Origin of the sequence: Nocardia sp. CA-151230 (assembly GCF_050942175.1) — a bacterium.
In the GTDB taxonomy this organism is placed as follows: Bacteria; Actinomycetota; Actinomycetes; order Mycobacteriales; family Mycobacteriaceae; genus Nocardia.
The window spans coordinates 6,830,844-6,855,443 of sequence record NZ_CP192061.1 but is presented as its reverse complement, the minus strand read 5'-3'; the positions used below and the strand labels follow the sequence as shown (position 1 = coordinate 6,855,443).

The 24,600-nt window shown below is 69.8% G+C and carries 23 protein-coding genes and 1 other RNA gene; 17 read left to right on the top strand and 7 right to left on the bottom strand.

The window, feature by feature from the left end; genetic code table 11:
- Window positions 1–40: 40 nt before the first annotated feature.
- Window positions 41–1,036, bottom strand: coding sequence for a GlxA family transcriptional regulator (locus ACQP1O_RS32335; protein WP_433562164.1), 996 nt, complete (start codon window positions 1,034–1,036; stop codon window positions 41–43).
- Between the two features lie 71 nt (window positions 1,037–1,107).
- On the opposite strand from ACQP1O_RS32335, the gene ACQP1O_RS32330 reads away from it, so the two are divergent.
- Both ACQP1O_RS32330 and ald read left to right on the top strand, forming a co-directional pair.
- Window positions 1,108–1,902 (top strand): MBL fold metallo-hydrolase, encoded by a 795-nt coding sequence (locus ACQP1O_RS32330; RefSeq protein ID WP_433562163.1) that lies wholly within the window; start codon window positions 1,108–1,110, stop codon window positions 1,900–1,902.
- A 175-nt stretch (window positions 1,903–2,077) separates the two neighbouring features.
- Window positions 2,078–3,187, top strand: a complete 1,110-nt coding sequence (gene ald / locus ACQP1O_RS32325; RefSeq protein ID WP_433562162.1) for an alanine dehydrogenase — start codon at window positions 2,078–2,080, stop codon at window positions 3,185–3,187.
- 59 nt (window positions 3,188–3,246) lie between these two features.
- Here ald and sigJ read toward each other — a convergent pair whose 3' ends face one another.
- From sigJ to ACQP1O_RS32305, 4 genes are all read right to left on the bottom strand, one after another.
- Complete coding sequence (gene sigJ / locus ACQP1O_RS32320; RefSeq protein ID WP_433562161.1) at window positions 3,247–4,212, bottom strand: RNA polymerase sigma factor SigJ; 966 nt, start codon at window positions 4,210–4,212, stop codon at window positions 3,247–3,249.
- Between the two features lie 141 nt (window positions 4,213–4,353).
- Window positions 4,354–5,295 (bottom strand): cobalamin biosynthesis protein, encoded by a 942-nt coding sequence (locus tag ACQP1O_RS32315; RefSeq protein WP_433562160.1) that lies wholly within the window; start codon window positions 5,293–5,295, stop codon window positions 4,354–4,356.
- 60 nt (window positions 5,296–5,355) lie between these two features.
- Window positions 5,356–6,312: an SURF1 family cytochrome oxidase biogenesis protein gene (locus tag ACQP1O_RS32310; protein ID WP_433567870.1), complete on the bottom strand. Its 957-nt coding sequence runs from the start codon at window positions 6,310–6,312 to the stop codon at window positions 5,356–5,358.
- 17 nt (window positions 6,313–6,329) lie between these two features.
- Window positions 6,330–6,815 carry a low molecular weight protein-tyrosine-phosphatase gene (locus ACQP1O_RS32305; RefSeq protein ID WP_433562159.1) on the bottom strand — a complete coding sequence of 162 codons (486 nt, stop codon included), beginning with the start codon at window positions 6,813–6,815 and terminating at the stop codon, window positions 6,330–6,332.
- A gap of 44 nt (window positions 6,816–6,859) precedes the next feature.
- Between ACQP1O_RS32305 and cobC the strand changes: the two genes are divergently transcribed.
- From cobC to ACQP1O_RS32285, 4 genes are all read left to right on the top strand, one after another.
- Window positions 6,860–7,924, top strand: a complete 1,065-nt coding sequence (gene cobC, locus ACQP1O_RS32300; RefSeq protein WP_433562158.1) for an Rv2231c family pyridoxal phosphate-dependent protein CobC — start codon at window positions 6,860–6,862, stop codon at window positions 7,922–7,924.
- 54 nt (window positions 7,925–7,978) lie between these two features.
- Complete coding sequence (locus ACQP1O_RS32295; RefSeq protein WP_433567869.1) at window positions 7,979–9,109, top strand: Nif3-like dinuclear metal center hexameric protein; 1,131 nt, start codon at window positions 7,979–7,981, stop codon at window positions 9,107–9,109.
- A gap of 208 nt (window positions 9,110–9,317) precedes the next feature.
- Window positions 9,318–10,055: a zinc ribbon domain-containing protein gene (locus ACQP1O_RS32290; protein WP_433567868.1), complete on the top strand. Its 738-nt coding sequence runs from the start codon at window positions 9,318–9,320 to the stop codon at window positions 10,053–10,055.
- Window positions 10,056–10,204: 149 nt separating this feature from the next.
- The gene (locus tag ACQP1O_RS32285; RefSeq protein ID WP_433567867.1) at window positions 10,205–11,398 is read left to right on the top strand and encodes a bifunctional RNase H/acid phosphatase; all 1,194 of its coding nucleotides are present in this window, start codon (window positions 10,205–10,207) and stop codon (window positions 11,396–11,398) included.
- 28 nt (window positions 11,399–11,426) lie between these two features.
- Here ACQP1O_RS32285 and ACQP1O_RS32280 read toward each other — a convergent pair whose 3' ends face one another.
- Window positions 11,427–12,314 carry an alpha/beta hydrolase gene (locus ACQP1O_RS32280; protein WP_433562157.1) on the bottom strand — a complete coding sequence of 296 codons (888 nt, stop codon included), beginning with the start codon at window positions 12,312–12,314 and terminating at the stop codon, window positions 11,427–11,429.
- A gap of 30 nt (window positions 12,315–12,344) precedes the next feature.
- Here ACQP1O_RS32280 and rnpB point away from each other — a divergent pair.
- The 5 genes from rnpB to ACQP1O_RS32255 all read left to right on the top strand — a co-directional run bounded on the left by rnpB (window position 12,345) and on the right by ACQP1O_RS32255 (window position 16,851).
- Window positions 12,345–12,775, top strand: an RNA gene (gene rnpB, locus ACQP1O_RS32275) — RNase P RNA component class A.
- Between the two features lie 272 nt (window positions 12,776–13,047).
- Window positions 13,048–14,016, top strand: a complete 969-nt coding sequence (locus ACQP1O_RS32270) for an SPFH domain-containing protein (RefSeq protein WP_433562156.1) — start codon at window positions 13,048–13,050, stop codon at window positions 14,014–14,016.
- Between the two features lie 428 nt (window positions 14,017–14,444).
- Entirely contained in the window at window positions 14,445–14,771 is a 327-nt protein-coding gene (locus tag ACQP1O_RS32265) for a hypothetical protein (protein ID WP_354838327.1), read from the top strand.
- Window positions 14,772–14,785: 14 nt separating this feature from the next.
- The gene (locus ACQP1O_RS32260; protein WP_433562155.1) at window positions 14,786–16,276 is read left to right on the top strand and encodes an RNB domain-containing ribonuclease; all 1,491 of its coding nucleotides are present in this window, start codon (window positions 14,786–14,788) and stop codon (window positions 16,274–16,276) included.
- A complete protein-coding gene (locus ACQP1O_RS32255; RefSeq protein WP_433562154.1) occupies window positions 16,273–16,851 on the top strand; it encodes a Uma2 family endonuclease in 579 nt (192 codons plus the stop codon). The genes ACQP1O_RS32260 and ACQP1O_RS32255 overlap by 4 nt, the downstream gene beginning before the upstream one ends.
- 54 nt (window positions 16,852–16,905) lie before the next feature.
- On the opposite strand, the gene ACQP1O_RS32250 is transcribed toward ACQP1O_RS32255, so the two are convergent.
- A complete protein-coding gene (locus ACQP1O_RS32250; RefSeq protein WP_433562153.1) occupies window positions 16,906–18,153 on the bottom strand; it encodes an ROK family protein in 1,248 nt (415 codons plus the stop codon).
- Window positions 18,154–18,308: 155 nt separating this feature from the next.
- Between ACQP1O_RS32250 and ACQP1O_RS32245 the strand changes: the two genes are divergently transcribed.
- From ACQP1O_RS32245 to ACQP1O_RS32220, 6 genes are read left to right on the top strand one after another with little or no spacing between them, the layout of a single operon-like run.
- The gene (locus ACQP1O_RS32245) at window positions 18,309–19,358 is read left to right on the top strand and encodes a substrate-binding domain-containing protein (RefSeq protein ID WP_433562152.1); all 1,050 of its coding nucleotides are present in this window, start codon (window positions 18,309–18,311) and stop codon (window positions 19,356–19,358) included.
- Window positions 19,349–20,884, top strand: a complete 1,536-nt coding sequence (locus tag ACQP1O_RS32240) for a sugar ABC transporter ATP-binding protein (RefSeq protein WP_433562151.1) — start codon at window positions 19,349–19,351, stop codon at window positions 20,882–20,884. The genes ACQP1O_RS32245 and ACQP1O_RS32240 overlap by 10 nt, the downstream gene beginning before the upstream one ends.
- Before the next feature lie 6 nt (window positions 20,885–20,890).
- Entirely contained in the window at window positions 20,891–21,958 is a 1,068-nt protein-coding gene (locus ACQP1O_RS32235) for an ABC transporter permease (RefSeq protein ID WP_433562150.1), read from the top strand.
- 16 nt (window positions 21,959–21,974) lie between these two features.
- Window positions 21,975–22,877: an SMP-30/gluconolactonase/LRE family protein gene (locus tag ACQP1O_RS32230; RefSeq protein WP_433562149.1), complete on the top strand. Its 903-nt coding sequence runs from the start codon at window positions 21,975–21,977 to the stop codon at window positions 22,875–22,877.
- A complete protein-coding gene (locus ACQP1O_RS32225; RefSeq protein ID WP_433562148.1) occupies window positions 22,867–23,508 on the top strand; it encodes a bifunctional 4-hydroxy-2-oxoglutarate aldolase/2-dehydro-3-deoxy-phosphogluconate aldolase in 642 nt (213 codons plus the stop codon). The genes ACQP1O_RS32230 and ACQP1O_RS32225 overlap by 11 nt, the downstream gene beginning before the upstream one ends.
- Window positions 23,505–24,593: a sugar kinase gene (locus tag ACQP1O_RS32220; RefSeq protein WP_433562147.1), complete on the top strand. Its 1,089-nt coding sequence runs from the start codon at window positions 23,505–23,507 to the stop codon at window positions 24,591–24,593. The genes ACQP1O_RS32225 and ACQP1O_RS32220 overlap by 4 nt, the downstream gene beginning before the upstream one ends.
- The last annotated feature ends 7 nt before the right edge of the window (window positions 24,594–24,600 follow it).

Below are 24,600 nucleotides of genomic sequence, written 5' to 3'. Positions count from 1 at the left end.
CGGGCCGCCGCGGGGAGCCGCGGCGGCGGACCCGGCTCGGTCAAGCCCGGCGGAAGAGGGCGCGATGGGCGGCGGGCGTGGTGCCGAGCAGGCGGTGGAAGTGATGGCGGAGATTGACACCGGTGCCCAGCCCGGAATCGGTGGCAATGCGGTCCATGGTGTCGTCGGTGGACTCCAGCAGCAGCCGGGCATGGTCCACGCGCTGCTGCAGCAGCCACTGCTGCGGGCTGGTGCCGGTGCGATCACGGAAGCGGCGGGTGAACGTGCGCCGCGACATGAGCGCGGTCCGGGCCCAGCCGTCCAGATCCACCGGCTGGTCGAGATGTGTTCTGGCCCAGACCATCGCGTGCTCGATCGGGTCCCGGTCGGCCGCCTCGGGCACGGCGACCGGGATGTACTGGGCCTGTGAGCCGCTGCGGTGCGGGGCCAGCACCAACCGGCGGGCCAGCTCGGCGGCGACCCGGCTGCCGTGGTCGGTGCGCACCAGATGCAGACAGCAGTCGAGGGCCGCGGCGGTGCCGGCGGAGGTGATGAGGTCGCCGTCGTCGGACCACAGGGTGTCCGCGCGCACCCGGACCGCCGGATAGGCGCGGGCCAGCTCGACCGCCGCCGACCAGTGCGTGGTGATCTCCCGTCCGTCGGCCAGGCCGCTGGCCGCCACCGCCCAGGCGCCCAGGCACAGGCCGACAATGCGGGCGCCGCGGGCGTGGGCCCGGTGCAGGGCGTCCCGGATGGGTTCGGGCAGTGGGAGATCGCGCTCCCAGCTGGGGATGACCAGGGTGTCGGCGGTCTCGGTCGCCTCCAGGCCGTGGGCGACGACGATATCGAAACCCGCTGGGGTGGAGATGGTTCCGGGGCGTTCGGCGCACACCACCACGCGGTAGGGGCTGCCGGCGGGACCGCCCGCGCCGATGCGGCCGAATACCAGGGTCGGCACCGCCAGGTGGAACGGGCTGATCCCGTCGTACACCACGATGGCCACCGTGTGCACGGCGTCGGAATCGGCGGTGTCGGCTTCGCGGGATCCAGCAGTCATGGCCCGATCTTATCGATGCGCGGCCTTCGGGCCACTGTCGCGACCTACGGTCCGCGACGAGACTCGTTCGCATGACGAACACGATCGACACCGCAGCGGCCACCTCCACCCTCGAGCTCCTCCACATCGGCGGCCCCACAGTGCGATTCGGCTACGGCGACCTGGTCTGGCTGACCGACCCCACCTTCGACGAGCCTGGCGAGTACCCGGGCGGCGTCACGCTCTACAAGCTGAGCGGGCCCGCCGTGCCCGTCGCCGAGATCGGACGGGTCGATGTGGTGCTGCTCTCGCACGATCAGCACGCGGACAATCTCGACCGGTCCGGGCGGGAATTCATGGCGGGGGTCGAGACGGTGCTGTCCACGCCGGACGCTGCCGGGCGCATGGAAGGCGTTCGCGGACTGGCCGAATGGGAGTCGGTGCGCATCGGCGCGGTAACCGTCACCGCGGTGCCCGCACTGCACGGACCCGAGGGTTGCGAGCCGTTCACCGGAGTGGTCACGGGGTTCGTGCTGCAGGCCGACGGGCTGCCGACCGTCTACGTCTCCGGGGACAACGCCTCGGTCGACTACGTGCGGCGGATCGCAGAACACTTCGGGCGCATCGATATCGCCATCCTCAATGTGGGCGCGGCCAATACCGACCGCTTCGGCGATCAGGACCTGACCCTCAACGGCCGCACCGCGGTCCACGCCTCGGAGGCGCTGGGTGACGCGGTGATCGTGCCGGTCCACGCCGAGGGCTGGGCACACTTCTCCGAGCATCTCGACTACCTGACCCACCGCTTCACCGTCGCCGGCCGCGCGGACCTGCTGCGCATTCCGACCCCCGGCGAGGTCTTGGCCGTCGCAGCGATCGCCTCCTGATCGGTCGTCCGTCCCGATCCGAATCGAGGTGGGAGGGACGGCTTCCCGCCCGGCCATACGTCCTGATCGCCGCCGGGCGCCGGCCGGCGGCCGAGAATTGCCAGCCGATTGCCGTTGGCGAAATCAGGTCGTGGCGATCATGGCGGCGCGGCCCCCGCGGGTGAACGATGGCGGTATGAGAATCGGGGTACCGCGGGAGGTCAAGGAACAGGAGTATCGCGTCGCCCTCACCCCGGCCGGCGCCGGGGAACTGGTGCGGCACGGGCACGCGGCGCTGGTCGAGGCCGGGGCGGGGGTGGGGTCCGGGTTCGCCGATGCCGAGTACATCGCGGTGGGCGCGCGGGTCCTGCCGGGCCCGGACGAGGTCTGGGGAGCGGCGGACCTGGTGCTCAAGGTGAAAGAGCCCATCGCCGAGGAATATTCGCGCATGCGGGAGGGACAGGTGCTGTTCACCTTCCTGCACCTCGCCGCCTCGCGGGAGTGCACGGACGCGATCCTGCGCTCCGGCATCACCGCCATCGCCTATGAGACCGTCCGGGCAGCCGACGGGTCGCTGCCGCTGCTCTCGCCCATGAGCGAGGTGGCGGGCAAGCTCGCCAGTCAGGTCGGGGCCTATCACCTCATGTCGCCGCAGGGCGGGGCGGGCCTGCTGCTCGGCGGGGTGCCGGGGGTGGTGCCGGCGGACGTGACGGTCCTCGGGGGCGGGGTGGCCGGTAGCAATGCGGCGGCCGTCGCGGTCGGCATGGGGGCGCGAGTCACCGTGCTGGACACCAATATCGCGCGACTGCGGGAACTCGACGCCCGGTTCGGCGGGCGCGTGACCACGATCGGCTCCAACGCTGCCGAGGTCGAGAAGGCGGTGCTGGCGGCGGACCTGGTGATCGGCTCGGTCCTGGTGCCGGGCGCGCGGGCTCCGAAACTGGTGCCCGACACCCTGGTCGCCCATATGCGATCGGGCTCGGTGCTGGTCGATATCGCCATCGACCAGGGTGGGTGCTTCCAGAGTTCGCATCCCACCACGCACGCGAAACCGACTTTCCAGGTGGCGGATTCGCTGTTCTACTGCGTGGCCAATATGCCGGGCGCGGTCCCGCACACCTCCACCGTGGCGCTCACCAATGTCACCCTGCCGTATGTCGGCGCCATCGCGGATCTCGGCTGGTCCGGCGCCTGCGCCACCGATCCCGGCCTGGCCCAGGGGCTCACGGCCGACGCCGGCCGGCTCTACTCGCCGGAGGTGGCCGCCGCGCACGGGCTGCGGCCGGTGACGCGGCTCGCGTCCTGATCGACGAAGACGGGCCCGCAGCCGGATGAATCCGATTGCGGGCCCGCGGCTTCGGTGTTTCAGGCGTCGCTGTCTCCGCCGGTGTCGCCGAGCAGCCAGTCGGGCTCCGCGCCATCGGCCGGGATGCCGTGCAGCTTGTCCGGGTTGCGGACCACGTCGATCTTGGTGATCCGGCCGTCGTCGATGGTGAACGCGAAGACGCCGGTGTACTTGCCGTCGAACACCACCAGGCCCGGGCGGCCGTTGACCAGCACCGAACGGCCCCACGCGCCACCGACCTTCGATGCGACGTCCAGGAAACCGAGCAGCGTCTTGGCGACCTTCTCCGCGCCGTACATGGGATGCAGGAAGGCCTGCACCTTGCCGCCGCCGTCGGAGGTGAAGGTGACATTGGAATCCAGCACGCCGAGCAGGGCGCTCAGATCACCGGAACGCCAGGCCACCGCGAATGCCGAGACCACCTTCTCGTGCTCGTCCGCGCTCGCGGGGAAGCGGGGCGTGCCGTCCTCCACGTGTTTGCGGGCGCGCGAGGCCAATTGGCGCACGGCGGCGGGGGTGCGGCCGACCACCTCGGCGACCTCGGGGCCGGACATACCGAAGACGTCCTGCAGGACGAAGGCGGTGCGCTCGGCGGGGGAGAGGGATTCCAGCACCACCAGCAGGGCGGTGGTGACGCGCTCGTCCTGCGAGATGCGGTCGGCCGGATCGTCCCAGGTGGTGATCTCCGGCTCCGGAAGCCATTCGCCCACATACTGTTCGCGCCGGGACCGCGCCGAACCCAGATGGTCGAGGGCCAGGCGGCCGGTGACGGTGGTCAGCCAGGCGCGCAGGTTTTCGATATCCGCGCCCTCGGGACTGGTCTCGTAGTAGCGCACCAGCCGCAGCCACGCCTCCTGCACCACATCGTCGGCGTCGCTGAGACTGCCGAGCGTGCTGTACGCGACCCGCCGCAGATAGCCCCGATGCTCCTCGAACCGTCGCGCCAGCTCGACCTGATCGGGCCCGTCCGGCCGTCCGTCACTCATCGCACCCTCGCTCTTCACTCACGTCCGCCCCGGTGGGGCGAACCGTCCACAGCATCGACGAAACAGGTCGGCGGACTGTGACATTCCTTCCGGAAAATCTAGCGAAGGCGACCGAACGGTTCGTGAATTCGCGCGGCCGGATCAGCGTCGCCGCAGGTAGGCGGCGGTCGCGGCGGCGACCACGGTCGCGACCTGCACCGCTTCCGAGAGCCGCACCGCCCGGCGCAGATCACGCACCCGGGGGACCGGACCGTCGCCGAGCGTCGGCCGCAGCTCGGTGCCGTGCCGATATTCGGTGCGGCCGCCGAGCGTCACGCCCAGCGCGCCCGCCATGGACGCCTCCGCCACACCGGCATTCGGACTCGGATGCTCGGCCGCATCGCGCCGCCACGCCCGCCACGCATCGGCGGGGCGGCCACCGACGACCGGAGCCAGCGCGGTGGTGATGAGACCACTGATGCGGGCGGGCGCGAGATTCGCGACATCGTCCGTGCGGGCCGCCGCCCAGCCGAAGTTGCGGTAGCGGTCATTGCGGTAGCCGACCATGGCATCGAGAGTGTTGATCGCCCGATATGCCAGCAAGCCGGGAACACCCGCCACCGCACCCCAGAGCAGCGGCGCCACAGTCGCATCGGAGGTGTTCTCCGCGATGGATTCGAGTGCCGCCCGGGCCAGCCCGTCCGCGTCGAGTACCTCGGGATCCCGCCCGCACAGCGACGGCAGCAGCGCCCGCGCCCCGTCGATATCCCCGGATTCGAGCCGATCCGCCATCTCCCGCCCGGTCCGTGCCAAGCTCGTCCCGCCCAGCACCGTCCAGGTCGCGGCAGCCGTCAGCACCGCCTCGCCCAGCGCCCGTCCGGCCACCGTCCGCCGCAATCCGATCCCCAGCCCCGAAACCGCACCGACCAGAACGATCTCGTGCACAACCCCCGCCACGCGGCTGTCGCGATAGGTGAGCCGTTCCACCTTCATTGCGGCCGAACCGAATCCGGCCACCGGATGCCCGCGCCGTGGATCCCCCAGCGCCCGGTCCAACCCGAACCCGAGCAGCAGTCCCGCCGCAATGGCAATTCCCGTTCGCACCCGGCGAGGTTAGCGGAGGCGACAGGCTCGGCCGACTTCAGCCGCAGCGGGTAACCGGGCTCAGCGCCGGGTGCCGCCGTAGCGGTCGGCCAGGCGGGCTTCGTTCGTGGTGGGTTTCGGCTTGGGGGCCGGGTCGTTGGGTTTCGCCGCGCGTGCGGGGGTGGTCGATTCGGGTGAAGCCGCGGTCGACTCAGGGGTGTCGGTCGGCTTGTCGGGCGTGGCGGGCTCGCCGGTGGTGGTCGGTCGGGCCGCGGCTTCGAACTTTTCGCGCCGGCGGGCGCGGATCTCGGCCCAGACGAAGTAGCCGAGGCCGAGGGGAGCCATGACGCCGAAGGCCAGCCACTGCAGGCCGTAGGAGAGGTAGGGGCCCGAGTCCAGCTGGGGGAGCGGGTCGGGGGTGAAGGCGCCGGGCTGGCCGGACTCGAGCTGGAGGTAGCCGCCCAGGCCGTCGGTGGGAATGGGGGTCAGGGGGATGCCGAGGACCGTGGCTTCCTGCTGGGTGTCGGTCGTATAGACCTGGCGGTAGCCGTCCTCCGTGGTCGGGGGCTTCTTCTCGATCACGCCCTCGGAGGCGCGGATGCGGGCCGCCAGCTGCTGGGTGCCGGCGGGCGGGGCGGTGACGACCGGCGGACGGGTGCCGCCCTCGGCCGCCGCCACCTGGCCACGGTCCACCAGCAGGGTGCGGCCGTCGTCGAGGCGGAAAGCGGCCAGGACCGTGTAGGCGGGCTGGCCGTCGAGGTGGCGCAGCCGCACCAGCACGGTCGAATCCGGAACGTAGACGCCGTTCGCGGTGACCCGTCGCCACTCGGTGTTCTTGCCGCTGCCCGACAGCATGCCGGTGATGTCGACCGGGTCGGCGTGCACCGAATTCGCGATGCGGTCGTTGCGTTCGGAGGTGCGGGTGTTCTTGCCCAGCTGCCAGGGAGCCAGCACGGTGAAGCACAGGTAGGCGAAACCTGCGACCACCACGGCGAGAATCAGCCAGCTGGGCCGCAGCAGGAAGGTGAAGCGTCGCAGCAGCGAGGTTGCCGAGTTCATGCGACCTCACCCAGCTGTTCGCGCACCCAGTCCAGCAGGCCCGGTACCGCCGCCTCGATCTGCTCGCGGACCAGCGCGAAATCGGACTGGTCGCCGTAGTACGGATCCGGTACCGATCGCCCGTCCGCGTGCGGGTCGAAACTCCGCAGCAGTCGCCGCCGATCCGACGGCACCCCCATCCGGGCCAGCTCCCGCTCGTGCCCGGTGTCGAGCGCCACCAGTAGATCGGCCGCCCGATGATCCGGCCCGATCACCGCGGCCCGGTGCCCGGTCGGATACCCGTGCGCGTGCAGCTCCCGATTCGTCCGATGATCGGCCTCGTCCCCCACATGCCAGCTGCCGGTCCCGGCACTGCTCACCCGCACCCGATCCGTCAGCCCCGCGCGTTCCAGGTGCGCGGCGAAAATCTTCTCGGCCATCGGGGACCGGCAGATATTGCCGGTGCAGATGAAGGTCACATGCAGCTCGCCCACGACAGCCATTCTGTCCGGTGGGCGCGGGAGGCGGCCACGTAGGGTGGACGGCTGTGCCGGACGACACGGAGTTTCCCGATTTCGACCATGCCAGGCTGCGGCACCACGGGGACGTGGATGCGCGGCCGGGCATGGTCGATTTCGCGGTGAACGTCCAGGCGAGCGCGCCGCCGGAATGGTTGCGTGAGCGGCTCGCGGGACGGCTGGGAGAGCTCGGGCGGTATCCGAGCGAGGCGGACGAGCGGGCGGCACGGGCCGCAGTGGCCGCTCGGCACGGGCGGGCGATCGACGAGGTGCTGCTGCTGGCCGGGGTGGCCGAAGGGTTCGCCATGCTGCCGCGGCTGGGGTCGCGGCTGGCGGCGGTGATCCATCCGTCGTTCACCGAGCCGGAGCTGGCGCTGCGGGAGGCCGGGGTATCGGTCGCACGGGTGATCCTCGCGCCGCCGTACACCCTCGACGCCGCCGCGGTGCCGGAGGACGCGGATCTGGTGGTGGTGGGCAATCCCACCAATCCGACCTCGGTGCTGCATCCGGCGGACGGTATCCACGCGCTGCGGCGGCCGGGCCGCATCGTGGTGGTGGACGAGGCATTCGCCGACGCGGTGCCGGGAGAGCCGGAATCGCTTGCCGGAGAGAGTCATCCGGATGTGCTCGTATTCCGGAGCCTCACCAAGACCTGGGCGCTGGCCGGGCTGCGCTGCGGCTATGTGCTCGGTGCGCCGCCGGTGCTGGCGCGGCTGAATCACGGGCGCCCGCACTGGCCGCTGGGCACCCTGCAGCTGGAAGCCATTGCGGCGGTGAGCGAACCGGCCGCGGTGGCCGAGGCGCAGCACCGGGCCGGGACCGTCGCGGCCGATCGGGCCGCCATGATTCCGCGGTTGCGGAAACTCGGCGTCGAGGTGCACGAGCCCGCGCACGGGCCGTTCCTGCTGCTCCGGGTGCCGGATGCGGAATTGTTGCGAAAGAAGCTCGCGGACAAGGGAATCGCGGTGCGCCGCGGTGATACGTTCCCGGGGCTGGCAGGGCCTTCGGCAAACGGAAGTTTCCTGCGAGTCGCGGTGCGGCCCGCAGCCGAGGTGGATCGGCTGGTCGCGGCCATTCGTGACGTGGGTCTGTGAGCAGTGGGTTTGAATGAGGCGCAGGCTGGTGAGCGAACAGGAGGTTCGGTTGTGGTGACGACGGTGCGGCTGGCGGATCTCATGGCGACACTGGATGCGGCGTACCCGCCCGGGCTGGCCGAATCCTGGGATTCGGTGGGGCTGGTCGCCGGTGATCCGGACGAGCCGGTGTCGCGCGTGCTGTTCGCGGTCGACGCCACCGCCGCGGTCGTGGACGAGGCGATCGAGTGGGGTGCGCAGGCGCTGGTCGTGCACCATCCGCTGCTGCTGCGCGGCGTGGACACCGTCGCGGCCAGTACGCCGAAAGGCGCGCTGTTGCACCGGCTCATCCGCTCCGGATGCGCGCTGTTCACCGCCCACACCAATGCCGACTCCGCCGACCCCGGGGTCTCGGACGCGCTCGCGCACGCCATCGGGCTGACCGTGACCGGGCCGCTGGATCCGAAACCCTGGACCGCCCTGGACAAATGGGTGGTGGCGGTGCCCGTCACGCACCGTGACGAAGTGCTCGACGCCCTGTTCGCCGCGGGTGCGGGCAGCAGCGGGACCTACTCCGACGCGGCGTGGACGGTCGCCGGCACCGGACAGTTCCGGCCGCTCGACGGCGCGAATCCGGCCCTGGGTGCGGTCGGTGAGCTGCACGAGGTTTCCGAGGACCGGCTCGAGGTGGTCGCCCCGCCGTCCCGTCGCGCCGCCATGCTGGCCGCCCTCCGGGCCGCGCATCCGTACGAGGAACCCTTCTATCACGTGACCGAGCGCGCCGTGCTGCCTTCCGGCCTGGGCATCGGCCGCGTCGGCGAGCTGCCCGCCCCGGAAACCCTGCGCGAGTTCACCGCTCGCGTCCGCGCCGGCCTGCCCGCCACCACCTGGGGCGTGCGCGCCGCGGGGGACCCGGACCGCGTCATCCGCACCGTCGCGGTGTGCGGCGGCGCGGGAGATTCGTTCCTGGGCAAGGTTTCTCGCCTCGGCGTCGATGCCTACGTGACCTCCGACCTGCGCCACCACCCGGCCGACGAGCACCTGCGCGCGGGCGGCCCGGCCCTGATCGACGCCGCCCACTGGGCCACCGAGTTCCCCTGGTGCGCGCAGGCGGAAGGTGTGGTGCGCGCCGCACGGCCCGGCCTCGAGACCCGCGTCTCGACGCTGCGCACCGACCCGTGGACCCTCGGCGCGGCCGGCTGCTGATCAGGCCTTTTGGGTTGGCGGCCGTCTCGATTCTGGACTGCGCTCCGCCTCCCCGCGCTTGGAGCGGAGGCGGGAGCGAAGCGGAGGAGCGGAGGAGGGAAGAATCGAGACTTCGGGGCCGCGAACCAGCCCGGAGCGACGCGTAGGGCAAATTGAACACGGTACGGTGGGAGTCTTACTCGTCCAGAGCGTCCAGGAGACCTTCGCGTTGAATGCCGAACCATCGATCCAGGCCAAGCTGCTCGACCTCGCCGCTGTCGATGCCGAGCTGACACGGATCGAGCATCGCCGCAAGGTGCTGCCCGAGCAGCAGGAGGTGGCGCGGCTGGAAGGTGAGCGCACCACCCGCAAGGACGCGGCGGTGAAGGTCGAGATCCTCATCGACGACCTGGACCGCGACATCCGCAAGCTGGAGGGCGAGATCGACGCCGTCCGCAAGCGCGAGGACCGCGACCGCGGCATGCTCACCGCCGGGTCGGTCGCGGCCAAGCAGCTCTCCGAACTGCAGCACGAACTGGGCAGCCTGGAACGCCGCCGCAAGGTCCTCGAGGACGACCTCATCGAGGTGATGGAGCGCCGCGAGGCCGCCGCCGCCGACCACGACCACGCCGGCGCCAACCTGGACCAGGCCGAGGCCGACCTGGTCGACGCCGAGCGCCGCCGCGACGACGCGGTCGCCGACCTGGACGTCGCCCAGCAGCGCTGCGATTCCGACCGCGTCGCCCTCACCAACTCCTTCCCCGCTGAGCTGCTCGCCGCCTACGACAAGCAGCGCACCACCTACGGCGTCGGCGCCGCCCTTCTCCAGGCCCGCCGCTGCGGCGCCTGCCGCATCGAACTCGACCGCGGCGAGATCTCCCGCATCTCCCAGACCGCCCCCGACGTGGTGGTCCGCTGCCCCGAATGCGGCGCGATCCTGGTGCGCACCAAGCAGTCCGGGCTCTGATTCGAGGCCACGCGCAGGCGGTCGCGCGGCATCCACATGCCCGCGGCGTCGGCACACGGTAAGGCGGCTCGCAGCCCGACGCAGCGAGCCGGGAGGCGGTCCGAGGCGGAGTTTCAGACCGGCACGGAAGGTGAACAGCGTTGGTGGACATGGTGATCGTCGAGGCCGACGGCGGGTCGCGCGGCAACCCGGGGCCTGCCGGTTACGGCGCGGTGGTGTGGGATGCCGAGCGGGTGCGGGTGCTGGCCGAGCGCACGGAGTTCCTCGGGGTCACCACCAACAATGTCGCCGAATATCGCGGGCTGATAGCCGGTTTGGAAGCCGCGGCGGAACTCGGTGCGCGTGAGGTTTCCGTGCGGATGGACTCCAAGCTGGTCGTGGAGCAGATGTCCGGGCGGTGGAAGGTGAAGCACGAGGCCATGATTCCGCTGGCCGATCGGGCGCGGCGGCTGGTCGCCGGGTTCGATCGGGTGAGCTTCACCTGGATTCCGCGCAAGGAGAACTCGCACGCCGACCGCCTGGCCAACGAGGCCATGGACGACGCCGATACGGTCGCCGAAGTCCGCACCGCGCTGGCGAACGACCGGGCCGCCGGTGCCGCAGCGGTCGAAAGCGGTTCGGCGGTAGGGGAAATCGCCGCAGCGGTCGCAGGCGGTGTCGTCGAAGTGCCGGAAGCCGGCGGGTCTGCCGCGGCGAGCACCGCGCACTCGCCCGGATGGACCGGTGCCGTGGGACGGCCGACGCGGCTGTTGCTGCTCCGGCACGGGCAGACGGAACTCTCTGTGCAGCGGCGGTATTCGGGGCGAGGAAATCCGGCGCTGACCGAGCTCGGGCGGGAGCAGGCGGCCAACGCGGCGGCCATGCTGGCGCGCAAGGGCGGGATCGAGGCGATCGTGTGCTCCCCGCTGGGGCGGGCCGAGGAGACCGCCGAGGCGGCGGGCCGGGCGCTCGGACTGCCGGTGCGGGTGCTGGAGGGGTTGACCGAGACGGATTTCGGCGCGTGGGAAGGGCTGACCTTCCCGGAGGCCCGCGAGCGGGATCCCGAGCTGCACGGCCGCTGGCTGGGGGATCCGTCGATTCCGGCGCCCGGGGGCGAGAGCTTCGACCAGGTGCGGGAGCGGGTCGAGGCGGTGCGGCGGGATCTGGTGGCGTTGTATCCGGGCGCGAATGTGCTTGTGGTCAGCCATGTCACGCCGATCAAGACGCTGCTGCAGCTGGCGCTCGGGGTGGGGCCCTCGCTGCTGTATCGGCTGCACCTGGATCTGGCGTCGCTGTCCATTGCCGAGTTCTATCCGGACGGCGGTTCCTCGGTGCGCCTGGTCAACGACACCTCGTACCTCTGAAATCCCTGCGCCCCACCGGGGTTCGGGTTCAGGGACGCAGCGTGGCCATCAGGAATTCGGTCTGGTCGTAGACGGCCTTCTCGAACCAGTCGTCGAAATAGATCTCGAAATGCCCGATGGGGTAACGCTTCACGGTGGCGTGCTTGGTGCGCTCCGCGGCCTTGAGCGTCGGTCCGGCCGGGGCCACCGAGTCGTTGTCGCAGATCGCGTACAGCACTGGCGCTTTGATGTCCTTGACGTGCCGGATGGGATTGTCGAAGAGCGTCGACAGGCCGACGCGGGCCGCCACCTTGGGCCGATACTGCCCGCTCTCCTCGGCCAGGCGGCCGAAACCGGCCGGCACGTCGGCGGCGCTCATCAGCGCCGCGGAATGCTTCTTGCCCGCCAGCCGGGCATTGATGGGGCGCCGGATGATCGGTCCCACAACCTGATCCGTGACCGCCAGCGTGCCGGTCTTGAGCAGGCTGATCGGCCCCTTCACCAGCGCCGAGGACCAGCCGCTGGTGAACGGGCACTGCGCCACCACGGCCGCGATGTAGTGATCTTCGGGCGCGACCGCCAGCACGTGCCCGCCACCGAAAGAACTGCCCCACAGCGCGATTCGCGTGGCATCGATCCCCCGGACGGTGCGGGCGAAGGCGATGGCCGCATGCCAGTCCGCGCGCTGCCGGGCGATGTTGATCACCTGCCGGGGCTCACCGCCGCTGGCCCCGAAATGCCGATAGTCGAAGGCCAGGGCCGCGATTCCCACCGACGCGAACCGCCGCGCATACCGGTCCAACCCCATTTCCCGGTCCGCCCCCAGCCCGTGACCCATGACCACCAGCGGGCGCGGCTTGGGCGGTCCATCCGGGAGATACAGCCATGCGGCGCACTGCTCGCCACCCGAAGGGAACCCCACCTCCACACGCTCCATGGGGCCCTACCGTACCCTGGTGGCCGCGGACGAGTCGGTCGGGCGGCCGCGGCGAAGGGAACGGGCACGCATGTGCCGCCGCCTTTCGCCGAGGAAAGTCCGGACTCCGGAGAGCAGGGCGGTTGTTAACGGCAACCCGGGGCAACCCGCGGGACAGTGCCACAGAAAACAGACCGCCGGTGGGACGCACTTCGCGAGAAGTGCACCGCCGGTAAGGGTGAAACGGTGCGGTAAGAGCGCACCAGCGTGCCGGGTGACCGGCGCGGCTCGGTAAACCCCGCCCGGAGCAAGGTCGAAGGCCGCACTCGCGAGAGTGCGGCTGCGCAGGTGTTCGAGGGCTGCTCGCCCGAGCCTGCGGGTGGACCGCTCGAGGCACCCGGCAACGGTGTGTCCAGATGGATGGTCGCCACCCGGTGGGTAACCACCGGGGACAGGATCCGGCTTACAGACCGACTCGTCCGCCCGTATTTTTGGCCTGCGCTCCGCTCCGGCGGGTTCGCGGCCAAGGCACAGGTCTATGGAGCCGGAAGCTCGCTTCTTCCCTCCTCCGCTTCGTTCCCGCCTCCGCTCCAAGCGGCGGGGAGGCGGGGCGCAGTCCAGAATCGAGCCGGGCCGCGAACCGCCCGGAGCGAAGCGGAGGCAGATAGACACAGCGGGGGCGATCTTCCGGTGCCATGATGGAGGCACGCCATCGGATTTCCGGTGGAGCGAAAATAGTTTCGCGGAGCGAACAATGGATGTTCTGTATCTGTTGGTGGGGTGGCTCGCCGCCTTTGCGGTGATCGCCGGTATCGGACTCGCGGCCGGGGTACGGGTGGTCACGCAGTACGAAAAAGGGGTGGTATTCCGGCTGGGGCGGGTGCGAGCGGTGCGAGAGCCGGGGATGCGGCTGCTGATTCCGGGCGTGGACAAGATGCAGAAGGTCTCCATGCAGGTGATCACCATGCCGGTGCCCGCGCAGGAGGGGATCACGCGTGACAATGTGACCGTCCGGGTGGATGCGGTCGTCTACTTCCGGGTCATCGATCCCATGCGTGCGCTGATCGAGGTGCAGGACTATCTGTTCGCGGTCGCGCAGGTGGCGCAGACGTCGCTGCGTTCCATCATCGGCAAGAGCGAACTGGATGATCTGCTGTCCAATCGCGAGCAGCTCAACAAGGGCCTGGAACTCATGATCGACAGTCCGGCCATCAACTGGGGCGTGCACATCGATCGCGTCGAGATCAAGGACGTCGCGCTACCGGATGCCTTGAAGCGCTCCATGTCTCGCCAGGCCGAGGCCGAACGCGAACGCCGCGCCCGCATCATCTCCGCCCAGGGCGAGCTGCAGGCGTCGGAGAAGCTGGCGGCGGCCGCGGCCAATATGGCCCACGCTCCGGCCGCTCTGCAATTGCGCTTCCTCGAAACCGTGGTTCAGGTTGCGGCGGAAAAGAATTCGACCCTGGTGCTGCCGTTCCCGGTGGAACTGCTGCGCTTCCTGGAACGCAGCGGGCATGCACCCGTCGCGGCGGCCGGGTCGGAAGCGGCGCCCGAGCAGCCGGTCGCCGAGCAGTCGGCCCTGGAGCCCGCCGCCCTCGGCGAGCTGATGGCGGCGCTCGCTCAGCCCGGCATCCGCGAGGCCCTGGCGGCGCTGGAACAGCCCGGTGCGCCGGCGAAGACGAACGCGGCCGGGGACACCGGCCGCGGTGAGGAGTCGGCGTAGCGCGGGCACCGGGTCCGTGCGCGTCCGGCGGCAAGAGGTGAGGAAACAACCATGGCGGGTCTGATTCAGCCGGCGGCCATCGTGGTGCTGTTCGGTATCGCATACGGATTCAAGCTCTTCAGCGCCAAGTTCCCGGACGGGCTGCGCGGAAAGTAGACCCCGCGACCACGGGCGGGGAAATGGCCGGCGGGAGGGCGGCGTGAGCGACGCCGCCCTCCCGTTCGCGTGCGCAGACCGACGGGTTGGATGAGAATTGCGGCGCGCCACACGGCGTGTAGCGGCGCGGCTCGGCGTGTCGAGCGGGTTATCTGCTCTGAACTGGCACCGAACGTGATCGACGTCATAAAGTGTTGCGCGTTGGAAAGTTCCGTTGCGGTCCGCAACGGGGCGAAGGGCTCAACAAACGTCGGAAAGCAGGTCTCGTCTACATGCGAATTGCTCGCAAACTGGCAGTCGGTGCACTTCTCGCTGCCGCCGCTACCGCTGTGCTGGGTGCCGGTTCCGCCTCGGCGGCCACCGTGACCCCGCTGCCGGGTGGGGTGCAGGTCGATCTCACCCCCGCGGACACGGTGTGGGTGGCTCAGACCCACATCGGGCAGGCGATCGCGGGCCTGCCGCATCCGTCGGCCGCGTCCTTCGGGGAGGCTCTGGACTCGGCGGCCGCGATGTCGTCCCAGTACCCGGACGGCCGCGTGGTGTTCACCGTGTACGGTCCGTTCAACGAGCTGAACGGCACCATGCTGGCCCTGCAGTAGGGACAGTCTCCGCAGTGGAACTGCATCAGCGGATCGTGTCGGCGCCGGTGGACTTCGGCGCCGTCCGAACCGAGTTCGGATTGGCCTCGGACTACCCGTCCGGGGCCGTCTCGGAGGCCCGCGACGCGGTGGACGCGTTCGCGGGTGCCCGGGCCGATCGGCGGGAGATTCCGCTGGTCACCATTGATCCCCCCGGCGCCATGGATCTGGATCAGGCGCTGTATCTGGAGCGCACGCCGGTCGGCGGATTCCTGCTCTACTACGCCATCGCCGATGTGGCCGCGGTGGTCGTCCCCGGCGGGCAACTGGCCCGCGAATCCCTGGCCCGCGGCCAGACCTTCTACTTTCCCGACGGCACCGTCCCGCTGCACCCGCCGGTGCTGTCCGAGGGCCGCGCCAGCCTGCTGCCCGGCGTGGATCGCCCGGTCGCGCTGTGGACCATCGAATGCGACGCGCACGCCGAGCCCGTGCGTTACACGGTGACGCGCGCCCTGGTGCGCTCCCGTGCCCGCCTCGACTATCAGGGTGTGCAGGCCGACGCCGACGCCGGCCGCCTGCACCCGTCCCTCGCGGCGCTGCCCGAGTTCGGCCGCCTGCGCATCGCCGCCGGAATCGAGCGCGGTGCGATCACCCTGCGGCTGCCGGCGCAGATCGTGGTGCGCGACGGCGAGCAAACCGGAATCGACCATTGGCGACTCGCCGTCGAACCGCGCACCGCCGCCGACGATTGGAACGAACAAGTCTCCCTGCTGGCTGGTATGTGCGCGGCCCGAATCATGCTCGATGGCTATAAATCCAACGGGTCCGGCAACCCCGATCACGTGGGTTTGCTGCGCACCATGCCACCGCCCGCCCCGGCCGCCATCGAGTCGATGCGCCACACCGCCGCCGCGGTCGGGGTGGCCTGGCCGCGGAACGAGTCCGCGGGCCGCATGCTGGCCACACTCGACTGCAATACTCCCGCCGCCCTGGTGCTCATGTCCGAGGCCACCGGCCTGCTGCGCGGCGCGTCCTACACCATCCTGAACGGCCAGGCCCCGGAAGCCCTGCAGCACAGCGCGATCGGCGCACCCTACGCCCACGTGACCGCCCCCCTGCGCCGTCTGGGCGACCGCTACGCCACTGAGATCTGCCTGGCCCACTGCGCGAAAACCGAAGTCCCGCACTGGGTCCGCGACGACCTCACCGCTGTCGCCGACACCATGCGCCGCACCGATGCCATGGCCGGCAAGGTCGAACGCGCCTGTGTAGACCTCACCGAGGCCACCGTCCTGTTCCCCCGCCTCGGCACCGACTTCGACGCCGTGGTCCTCCGCGAAGCCGCCGCCACCCGCCCCGCCGAAATCTTCATCGCTAACCCACCCGTCCTCGCCAAGTGCACCGGCACACCCCCGGAAGGCGGGACAGTGCGAGTGCGACTTGCCGAGGCCGACCCCGCGACCCGCACGGTCATGTTCGGCTACCCCGCCGGACCAGCGCTTTCGATGCCATTCTCGAACACATGACCGTCGAACCGTTTCCGCAGTGGTTGCGCCCGCCGCCGGGCGGATTCGTCGCTGAGGATCTGGACCGCTTGCCCGACCTGCCGCCGCACACCGAGCTGATCGACGGGAGCCTTGTCTTCGTCAGCCCGCAGGCGAAGTTCCACCGCTTGGCGAACATCCTTCTCGACGCAGGGCTGCGCCGGAACGTCCCAGCTGATATGCGGGTCCGAGGTGAGATGACCGTGACCCTGGACCGAGACCAACGCCCTGAGCCGGACGTGATCGTCGTACGCGCAGATCGCGACGGCGATCACGGCCTCACCGGATACCAGGCCGACGATGTGGTGCTGGTCGTCGAAATCGTCTCGCCGGAATCGCGAACACGAGATCGAGACCGCAAACCTCAGCTGTATGCCAGAGCGGGGATATCGCATTTCTGGCGCATCGAAAGTGTTGACGGGCGCCCGGTGGTGTACGTCTATGAGCTCGATCCGGCCACAAGTACGTACGCGCTCACCGGAATTCATCACGATCGGCTTCAGCTGACCGTGCCGTTCGAGATCGACATCGATCTCACCGAGATCGACCATCTCTGACCGTGCCTCGACCCGAGGCATGAGCCTGTAGCCAACGGCGGGGTGCGGCCGTGGTCAGGCCGTGGTCAGGGGCGGGGTGTCGGTTCGTCGGGCTCGGCGGGCGGCTACCGAGCCGAAAGTTTCTCGGTCGGCCAGGAATCCCTCCAGGGCGAAGGTTGCCGCGCCGAGGCTGGAAGGGTTGTGGGGGAGTGTGTCCAGTTCGAGGGTGACTGCGGCGAAGGGGTCGGACATGGCGTGGTGGGCGGCGGCGCGGCGGGTTGCTTCCAGCAGTGGGGTGCCGAGCTGGCGGGCGACCAGGTCGCCGAAGACCATGCGGCGGGGGTTGAAGAGGTTGACCAGGTTGGCTATGGCTACGCCCAGGTAGTGGCCGGTCTTTTCGATTACGGCGTGGGCTGTTTCGTCGCCGCGGGCGGCGGCGGTGGCGACGGCCGCGACGGTGGTGGCGTCGTCGCCGGCGAGAAGGTCACTCGCGGAGTCGATTTCGCGCAGGGTCGCGGCGATTCCGGGGGCGCTCACATAGGCTTCGACGCAGCCGTTGCGGCCGCAGGTGCAGGACCGGCCGTCGAGGACCAGGTTGGTGTGGCCCCATTCGCCGGCGCTGTTGGTGACGCCGCGGTAGAGCATGCCGTCGATGACGACGCCGATGCCGACGCCCGCGCGGAGGGTGACGACGATGAGGTCGTCGACATCGCGGCCGGCGCCGAACCAGAGTTGCGCTGCGGTACTGGCTTTGAGCGGATTGTCCAGGTAGAGGGGATACGGTAGCCGCTGTTCGAGCAGGGTTTTGAGTGGGACGTCGTGCCAGTGCCAATACGGTGAGAACACCGACTTCCCGGTCTCGGGTTCGACCAGGCCGGGCACGCTCAGGCCGATGCCGAGCACCTTGTCGGCATCGCCGGCGATGACCTCGTCGATGCCCTCCACGATGAGCTCCACGATGTCGTCCGGCGTGGTCGCGGCGGGATCGACGGGGATCTCGCTCGACCGCAGCACCGACATCGCGAGGTCGAAAACGTCCACGTGGATGCTGGTTTCGGCGATATCGACGCCGATCAGCCTGCCGCGGTCGGGATTGATGGCGAGCTGGGCGCGCGGCCTGCCGATTCCCGCTGCCTCGTAGCCGAGTTCGGCGAGCACCCCCACCTCGAGCAGTTCGGCGATCATATTGCCGATCGTCGCGAACGACAGCCCGGTGGCTCGAGCGATCTCCTGCCGGCTGGTGTGCCCCGCCGCGGCGTACACCGCCTGCAGTACGCAGAACCTGTTGCGGCGCCTGATATCCCGCGCGGTCAACTGGTACACGGCCTCGCCCGCTCCTTTCGCTGCTGCCCGCGAAGATACCCGAGCCCTGCCCGAGATTACTTCTGCCAACAGTATTTACAACAGTTATCCGAAGTCCTACTGTAACCGGCATCACTACCGATGCCTACTGTGTGGCAGATCACCTAGGAGTGCTCATGTCCTGGACCCACCGACGCCGATGGACCAGCGCGCTGGTCTGCGGAGCCGCTCTGGCCCTGGCCGCGACCGCCTGCTCGTCGGGCAAGGATTCCGGCTCGAACGACACAGGCCCGCAGCACACTTCGGGCACCATCAACCTCGTCTATGCCCAGAAGCAAGGCGACCAGGAGTACTTCATCGGTGAGGCCGACGGCGCCAAGGCCAAGGCCAAGGAACTCGGCGTCGACCTGAAGGTGGTGAACCTCGGCAATGACGCCAACAAGGCGGTCACCGAGGTGCAGAACGCGGTGAACCAGAAGGCCAATGGCGTCATCGTGGTCGTCCCGGATCCCTCGGTCGGCCCGCAGGTCGCGCAGCTGGCCAAATCGGGCGGCGTCGCCCTGCTCACCTCCGACGATCAGGTCTGCACCAATGGCCCGGATCCGGCCTCCTGCAACAAGGACAATCTGGTGCCGCGTGTCGGATTCAGTGGCACGCAAATGGGAACCGAGGTCGGCACCCGCGCGGGCGAGGACTTCAAGAAGGCGGGCTGGAAGGCGGAGGACACCGCGATCGTCGACGCCTGGAAGCAGGACGTGACGGTCTGCACCGATCGGGTGAAGGCGAATCAGAAGGCCTTCAAGGATGCTTCGGGCGCCGACGTCAAGGTGATCGAGGTCGGCACCGACAACACCCCGTCGGACGCGCAGAACAAGATCTCCGCCACCGTCGCGGGCAACCGCTCGGTCAAGAACTGGATCGTCATGGGCTGCAACGACGAGAACGTCAGCGGCGGTGTCGCGGCCATCCAGAACGCCGGCTACTCCGCCGACAATGTGCTCGGCGTCGGCCTCGGCGCGTACCTGGCCTGCAAGGAATGGCGCGGCGGCAAGCCCACCGGTTTCAAAGCGGCCCTGTTCATCAATGGCAAGGATGTCGGCGCGCTGGCCGTACAGACCATGTACGACTACCTGAAGAACGGAAAGTCCATGCCCGCCGAGGCCTTCGCGCCGACCAAGATGGTGGACGCCACCAACTGGCAGCAGGCAGGCGTCACGTGCAGCTGACGGGACTGCGGGTCTCCGGGCTCACCAAAGGCTTCGCGGGCGTGCCCGCGCTGCGCGAGGTGAGCCTGGACTTCCCCGCCGGAGTGGTGACCGCGTTGATGGGGGAGAACGGCGCGGGGAAATCCACGCTCATCAAGATCCTCGGCGGTGACCATCGTCCCGACAGCGGCACCCTCGAACTCGACGGTGTGCCACTGGAATTGGCGAGTCCCGCGGCAGCGCGCGCCGCGGGCATCCGGGTGATCGGCCAGGAACCGGAGATCGTGCCCCACGTCTCGGTCGCCGAGAACGTCTATCTCGGCGCGCTGCCGCGCCGCGCGGGCCGACTGCTGGATCGTGCGGCACTGCGGGCCCGCGTTCGCGCCGATCTCGCCCGGCTCGGCTTCGACCGGGATCTGGATCCGGACACGCTCGGCTCGAAACTGACTGCGGCACAGCGGCAGTTGGTGGAGATCATGCGGGCGCTGACCACCGACGCGAAGGTCATCGCCTTCGACGAACCGACCTCCTCGCTGTCGGATCACGAGACCGAATCGTTGTTCGCGCTGATCGGCCGCCTGCGCGACCGCGGCCTCGCGGTCATCTACGTATCGCACCGCATGCGGGAGATCTTCCAGCTGGCCGACCGGGTGGCCGTGCTGCGGGACGGCGCGCTGGTCGGTGTCCGCGACACCGCCGACACCGACGATCAGGAGATCGTGCGGATGATGGTCGGCCGGGATCTCTCGACGGTGTTCGCGCGCAAGCATTCCGAACTCGGGCGGGTGCTGCTCGAGGTGGACCATGTGACCACCGACGATGTGCGTGACGTGAGCCTGCGGGTGCGTGCGGGTGAGGTGGTGGCGCTGGCCGGGCTGGTCGGCGCGGGTCGCTCCGAGCTGGCGGGCGCGCTGGCCGGGGACCTGCCGATCCGGTCCGGGGAGGTGCGGGTCGATGGCACCCGGGTGCGGCTGCGCCAGCCACGCGACGCGGTCAGGGCCGGAATGGGATACGCGCCCGAGGAACGCAAGGCGCAGGCGCTGCTGCTGCATCGCGGTGTGCGCGACAATATTTCGCTCGCCATGCTGGATCGCCTGCGGCACTGGCGTTTCGTGCGCCGCGGTGCGGAACGCGCGCTGGCTCTCCGGTACGTCGAGTCGCTGCGGGTGCGGACGCCCTCGATCGAGCAGGAGGTGCGCAAGCTCTCCGGCGGCAATCAGCAGAAGGTGGTGCTGGCGCGCTGGCTGGCCCGCAAACCCAGCGTGCTCATCCTGGACGAACCCACGCGGGGCGTCGACGTGGGCGCGAAAATCGAGATCTACCACATCATCGAGGAACTGGCCGAGTCCGGCGTAGCGGTGCTGGTCATCTCCTCGGAACTCCCCGAAGTCCTCGGCCTCGCCGACCGCATCGTCGTCATGCAGCAGGGCCGCGTCACCGGCGAACTGGACCGCGCCGACGCCGGCGAGGAGGCGATCCTCGCCCTCGCCATGGGTCTCGCGGACGAGATTGCGGGAGCCGACGACCCGACCGCGCAGCGATCTTAGGAAATCATGACCGACCAACGAATCGAAATGAACACGGAGGCCGCGGTTTCCGCCCCACCGCCGCTGTTCGCCCGCTACCTCGGCGGTTTGACCGCACTCACCCCGCGCCGGGCGATCCGGTTCATCGGCACCGGCAATCTCAGCCTGATCGGCGCGCTGGTCGTGGTCGTGGCGATCTTCGCCTGGCTCAACGACGGCTACCTGGATCCGCGCAATATCGCCGGAATCGGTGACGCGGTCACGGTTTTCGGGCTGCTCGCCGTCGTGCAGACCGTGGTGATCATCTGTGGCGCGCTGGACATCTCGGTCGGCTCGCAGGCGGGTGTCGCCTCGGTCGTCAGCGCGATGGCCTTCACCTCGGCAGGGAGCAACGCCTTCGCCGGGATCCTGGCCGCGATCGGTGTCGGATTGGTGCTGGGTCTGGCGAACGGCATCATCATCGTCTACGGCCGGGTCAACCCTGTCATCGCGACCCTGGCCACGCTGGCCGCGTACAAGGGTCTGGCCCAATTGATCTCGGGCGGCAAGGCGCAGGGCTTCGTCCTCGACAACGATGTGTTCATCTTCCTGGCGCGCGGCAAGATCCTCGGCCTGCCGGTGCCGGTGATCGTCCTCGGCCTGGTCGCGCTGGGCGTGCACGTGCTGCTGAAGTACACCGACATCGGACGCAATATCTACGCCATCGGCGGAAACGACACGGCCGCACGACTTTCCGGCATCAACATCAACAAGTACCTCATCGCGGTGTACATGCTGGCGGGCGTGGTCGCGGCCATCGCGGGCATCATCCTGACCGCCCGCACCGGCTCCGGCCAGCCGGTCTCCGGTAGCGAGGGCCTCGAACTCAAGGCGATCACCGCGGCTGCGCTGGGCGGCTGCGCCCTCAAGGGCGGCAAGGGCACGGTCGGCGGCACGCTGCTCGCGGTCATTCTGCTCGGCGCGCTGGACAACGGCCTGAACGTGGTGGGAGTCAATACGTTCTGGCAGAACGTCGCCCAGGGCTCGCTGCTGGTCGCGGCCGTGGTGATCCAACAGCGGCGCAGCGGCGAACGTGCCGTCGGACTGCCGACATAGCGGGCCGGAGCTCACCATGAGAACCCTCAGGGCACACGTGTGCGCACCCCCGCCCGGCCGACTGTGTGAAGGTCCCGTCTGGGACCCGCGCACCGGGGAACTGCTGTGGGTGGACATCCGCGGCGGCCACATCCACCGCGCCACTCTCACCACCGACACCCCCGACCTCGTTCTCTCCGCGACGATCAGCCTCGACCCACCGGTCAGCGCGGTACTGCCGTGCACCTCCGGAGGGCTGCTGGCGACGGTGGGAGACACCATCTTCCGCGTGGATCAGCCGCTCGGTCCGGTCGTCACCCTGCCCATGCCGGACGACGGGGTACGCCGCCGCCTGAACGATGCCAAGGTCGACCCGCGTGGCCGATTGCTCGCGGGCACCATGGCCGAATCCGGCGACGGGGTGGGCAGCGCCGGCCTCTACCGCCTCGACTCCGACGGCACTCTGACCACCGTCCGCACCGGCGTGACCATCTCCAACGGTCTCGGCTGGAGCCGCGACGGCCGCACCCTCTACTACGCGGACAGCCCCACCCACCGCGTGGACGTGTTCGACTACGACCTCGACACCGGGACCCTCGGCGAGAGCAGGCCATTCGCGCACTTCCCCGACGGCGAACCGGACGGCCTGACCGTGGACGCCGACGGCAACGTCTGGATCGCCGTCTGGGGTGCGGGACAAGTCCGTGCCTTCGACCCCTACGGCAACCTCCACACCACGGTCGAAGTCGGCCCCTCCCAGGTCTCGAGCTGCGCCTTCGCCGGACCCGACCTGGATGTTCTGGTGATAACCACCGCGGCGGAGGACCGAGCCGCACGAGAACCCCATGCGGGCCGGCTGTTCGCCTGCGTCCCCGGAGTGACCGGCCTGCCGTCGACGCCGTTCGCAGATGAAAGGCTGGTCTCCGTCGATGGCCGATGAGACACCGCGTGCGAATCCGACATCCGTCGACCCGTTGCGGCCGGAGATTCCGGTCATCGCGATTCTGCGCGCGCCGACCGCCGACAGGTTCGCCGAGGTGACCGCCGTGCTGCACGAATCCGGTATCACCGCGGTGGAATTCACGCTGACGTCCACCGGGGCGTTGGATGCCGTCCGTGAATGCGTGGGGTTCGCGCATCCGGTCGGAGTGGGCACCGTGCTCACCGCGAAGGATGCGGCGCTCGCGGTCGAGGCGGGTGCGGCGTACCTGATCACTCCGGCGGTGATCGCCGAGGTGATCGCCGAGGGCCGTCGACTCGGTGTGCCGGTGGTCTCGGGTGCGTTCACGCCCACCGAGATTCATCGCGCGTGGACGGCGGGCAGCGCCATGGTCAAGGTCTTTCCGGCCGCCGTGGGCGGGCCGGGGTACATCGAGGCTGTTCGTGCGCCGCTGCCCGATATTCCGCTGGTGCCCACCGGCGGGATCGGGCTCGGTGCGGTCCGCGCGTATCTGGATGCGGGGGCCGCGGCACTGGGGATCGGATCGCCGCTCATCGGGGACGCTTGTGCCGGTGGCGATCTCGACGCGCTGCGGGAGCGCGTGCTCGTCGTTCGGGACCAGCTGTCATGAGGGGCGGACTGGTAACGCTCGGGGAGGCGCTCGGCGTGGTGGCGGCGACCGACCCCGGTCCGCTGGCCCCCGGCGCGCCCATGCGGATGGACTTCGCCGGGGCGGAGGCCACCGTCGCGGTCGGTGTGCGGCGGCTGGGGCACGAGAGCGCCTGGATCGGCAGTCTGGGCGCGGACGCCGTGGGCCGGATGATCCTGGAACGGTTGCGGGCCGAGCAGGTCGACGTGTCACACTGCCGCATCGATCCGGAACTACCCACCGCGCTGATGCTGCGCGAACGCCGCACGGCCGATCGGACCCGGGTCACCTACTACCGGCGCGGGCTGGCGGGTTCCCACTTGTCGGTGGACGAGGTCGACACCGTCCGGATCGCCGCTGCGGGCGTCCTGCACATCACAGGAATCACTCCCGCCCTTAGTGATTCGGCGCGTGCCGCAGTGGATTCGGCCGTCGACATCGCGGTCGATGCGGGCGTGCCGGTGTCCCTGGATGTCAACTATCGCCGTGCGCTGTGGACGCCCGCCCGGGCCGCCACGGAGCTGACCGAGCTGGTATCGCGGGCCGACATCCTCTTCGCCGGCCTCGACGAGGCGGCCCTGCTCCTGCGGAGTGGAGGCCCAGCGAGCTCACACGTGCCGGCCGGCGGCTCGACGTCACCGACTGTCCTGGTGAAAAGCATCGCGGGCCGGCGTGTTTCGCCGGACTTCCCGTCGAGCGCACGAACCACGTCGCCGCCGGGCCCGGACGTGGCATCGGCAGACCTGGTGTCCACGGCCGAATCGCTTGCGGCCCACGGCCCCTCGGAGATCGTGCTCAAGCTCGGGACCGACGGGGCGGTGGCCTGGGCCGGCGGGGCGTTTCGCCGCGAGGATGCGGTGCCGGTGACCTCGGTCGATCCCATCGGTGCCGGGGACGCGTTCGTCGCCGGGTATCTGGCCGGGCTGCTGGACGGCGGATCTGTGTCGGAGCGTTTGCGGTTGGCGTCCATCTGCGGCGCGTTCGCGGTCTCGGTGCCGGGGGATTGGGCGGGGCTGCCCTATCGGGACGAGCTCGGGCTGCTCGATGGGGCCGATGTTCAGCGATGAGGACGAA

Coding starts and splice junctions, on each gene's coding strand:
- ACQP1O_RS32335 (WP_433562164.1), bottom strand. CDS start 1,036: ATGACTGCTGGATCCCGCGAAGCCGACACCGCCGATTCCGACGCCGTG.
- ACQP1O_RS32330 (WP_433562163.1), top strand. CDS start 1,108: ATGACGAACACGATCGACACCGCAGCGGCCACCTCCACCCTCGAGCTC.
- ald (WP_433562162.1), top strand. CDS start 2,078: ATGAGAATCGGGGTACCGCGGGAGGTCAAGGAACAGGAGTATCGCGTC.
- sigJ (WP_433562161.1), bottom strand. CDS start 4,212: ATGAGTGACGGACGGCCGGACGGGCCCGATCAGGTCGAGCTGGCGCGA.
- ACQP1O_RS32305 (WP_433562159.1), bottom strand. CDS start 6,815: ATGGCTGTCGTGGGCGAGCTGCATGTGACCTTCATCTGCACCGGCAAT.
- ACQP1O_RS32285 (WP_433567867.1), top strand. CDS start 10,205: ATGGTGATCGTCGAGGCCGACGGCGGGTCGCGCGGCAACCCGGGGCCT.
- ACQP1O_RS32280 (WP_433562157.1), bottom strand. CDS start 12,314: ATGGAGCGTGTGGAGGTGGGGTTCCCTTCGGGTGGCGAGCAGTGCGCC.
- ACQP1O_RS32270 (WP_433562156.1), top strand. CDS start 13,048: ATGGATGTTCTGTATCTGTTGGTGGGGTGGCTCGCCGCCTTTGCGGTG.
- ACQP1O_RS32265 (WP_354838327.1), top strand. CDS start 14,445: ATGCGAATTGCTCGCAAACTGGCAGTCGGTGCACTTCTCGCTGCCGCC.
- ACQP1O_RS32255 (WP_433562154.1), top strand. CDS start 16,273: ATGACCGTCGAACCGTTTCCGCAGTGGTTGCGCCCGCCGCCGGGCGGA.
- ACQP1O_RS32245 (WP_433562152.1), top strand. CDS start 18,309: ATGTCCTGGACCCACCGACGCCGATGGACCAGCGCGCTGGTCTGCGGA.
- ACQP1O_RS32235 (WP_433562150.1), top strand. CDS start 20,891: ATGACCGACCAACGAATCGAAATGAACACGGAGGCCGCGGTTTCCGCC.
- ACQP1O_RS32230 (WP_433562149.1), top strand. CDS start 21,975: ATGAGAACCCTCAGGGCACACGTGTGCGCACCCCCGCCCGGCCGACTG.
- ACQP1O_RS32225 (WP_433562148.1), top strand. CDS start 22,867: ATGGCCGATGAGACACCGCGTGCGAATCCGACATCCGTCGACCCGTTG.
- ACQP1O_RS32220 (WP_433562147.1), top strand. CDS start 23,505: ATGAGGGGCGGACTGGTAACGCTCGGGGAGGCGCTCGGCGTGGTGGCG.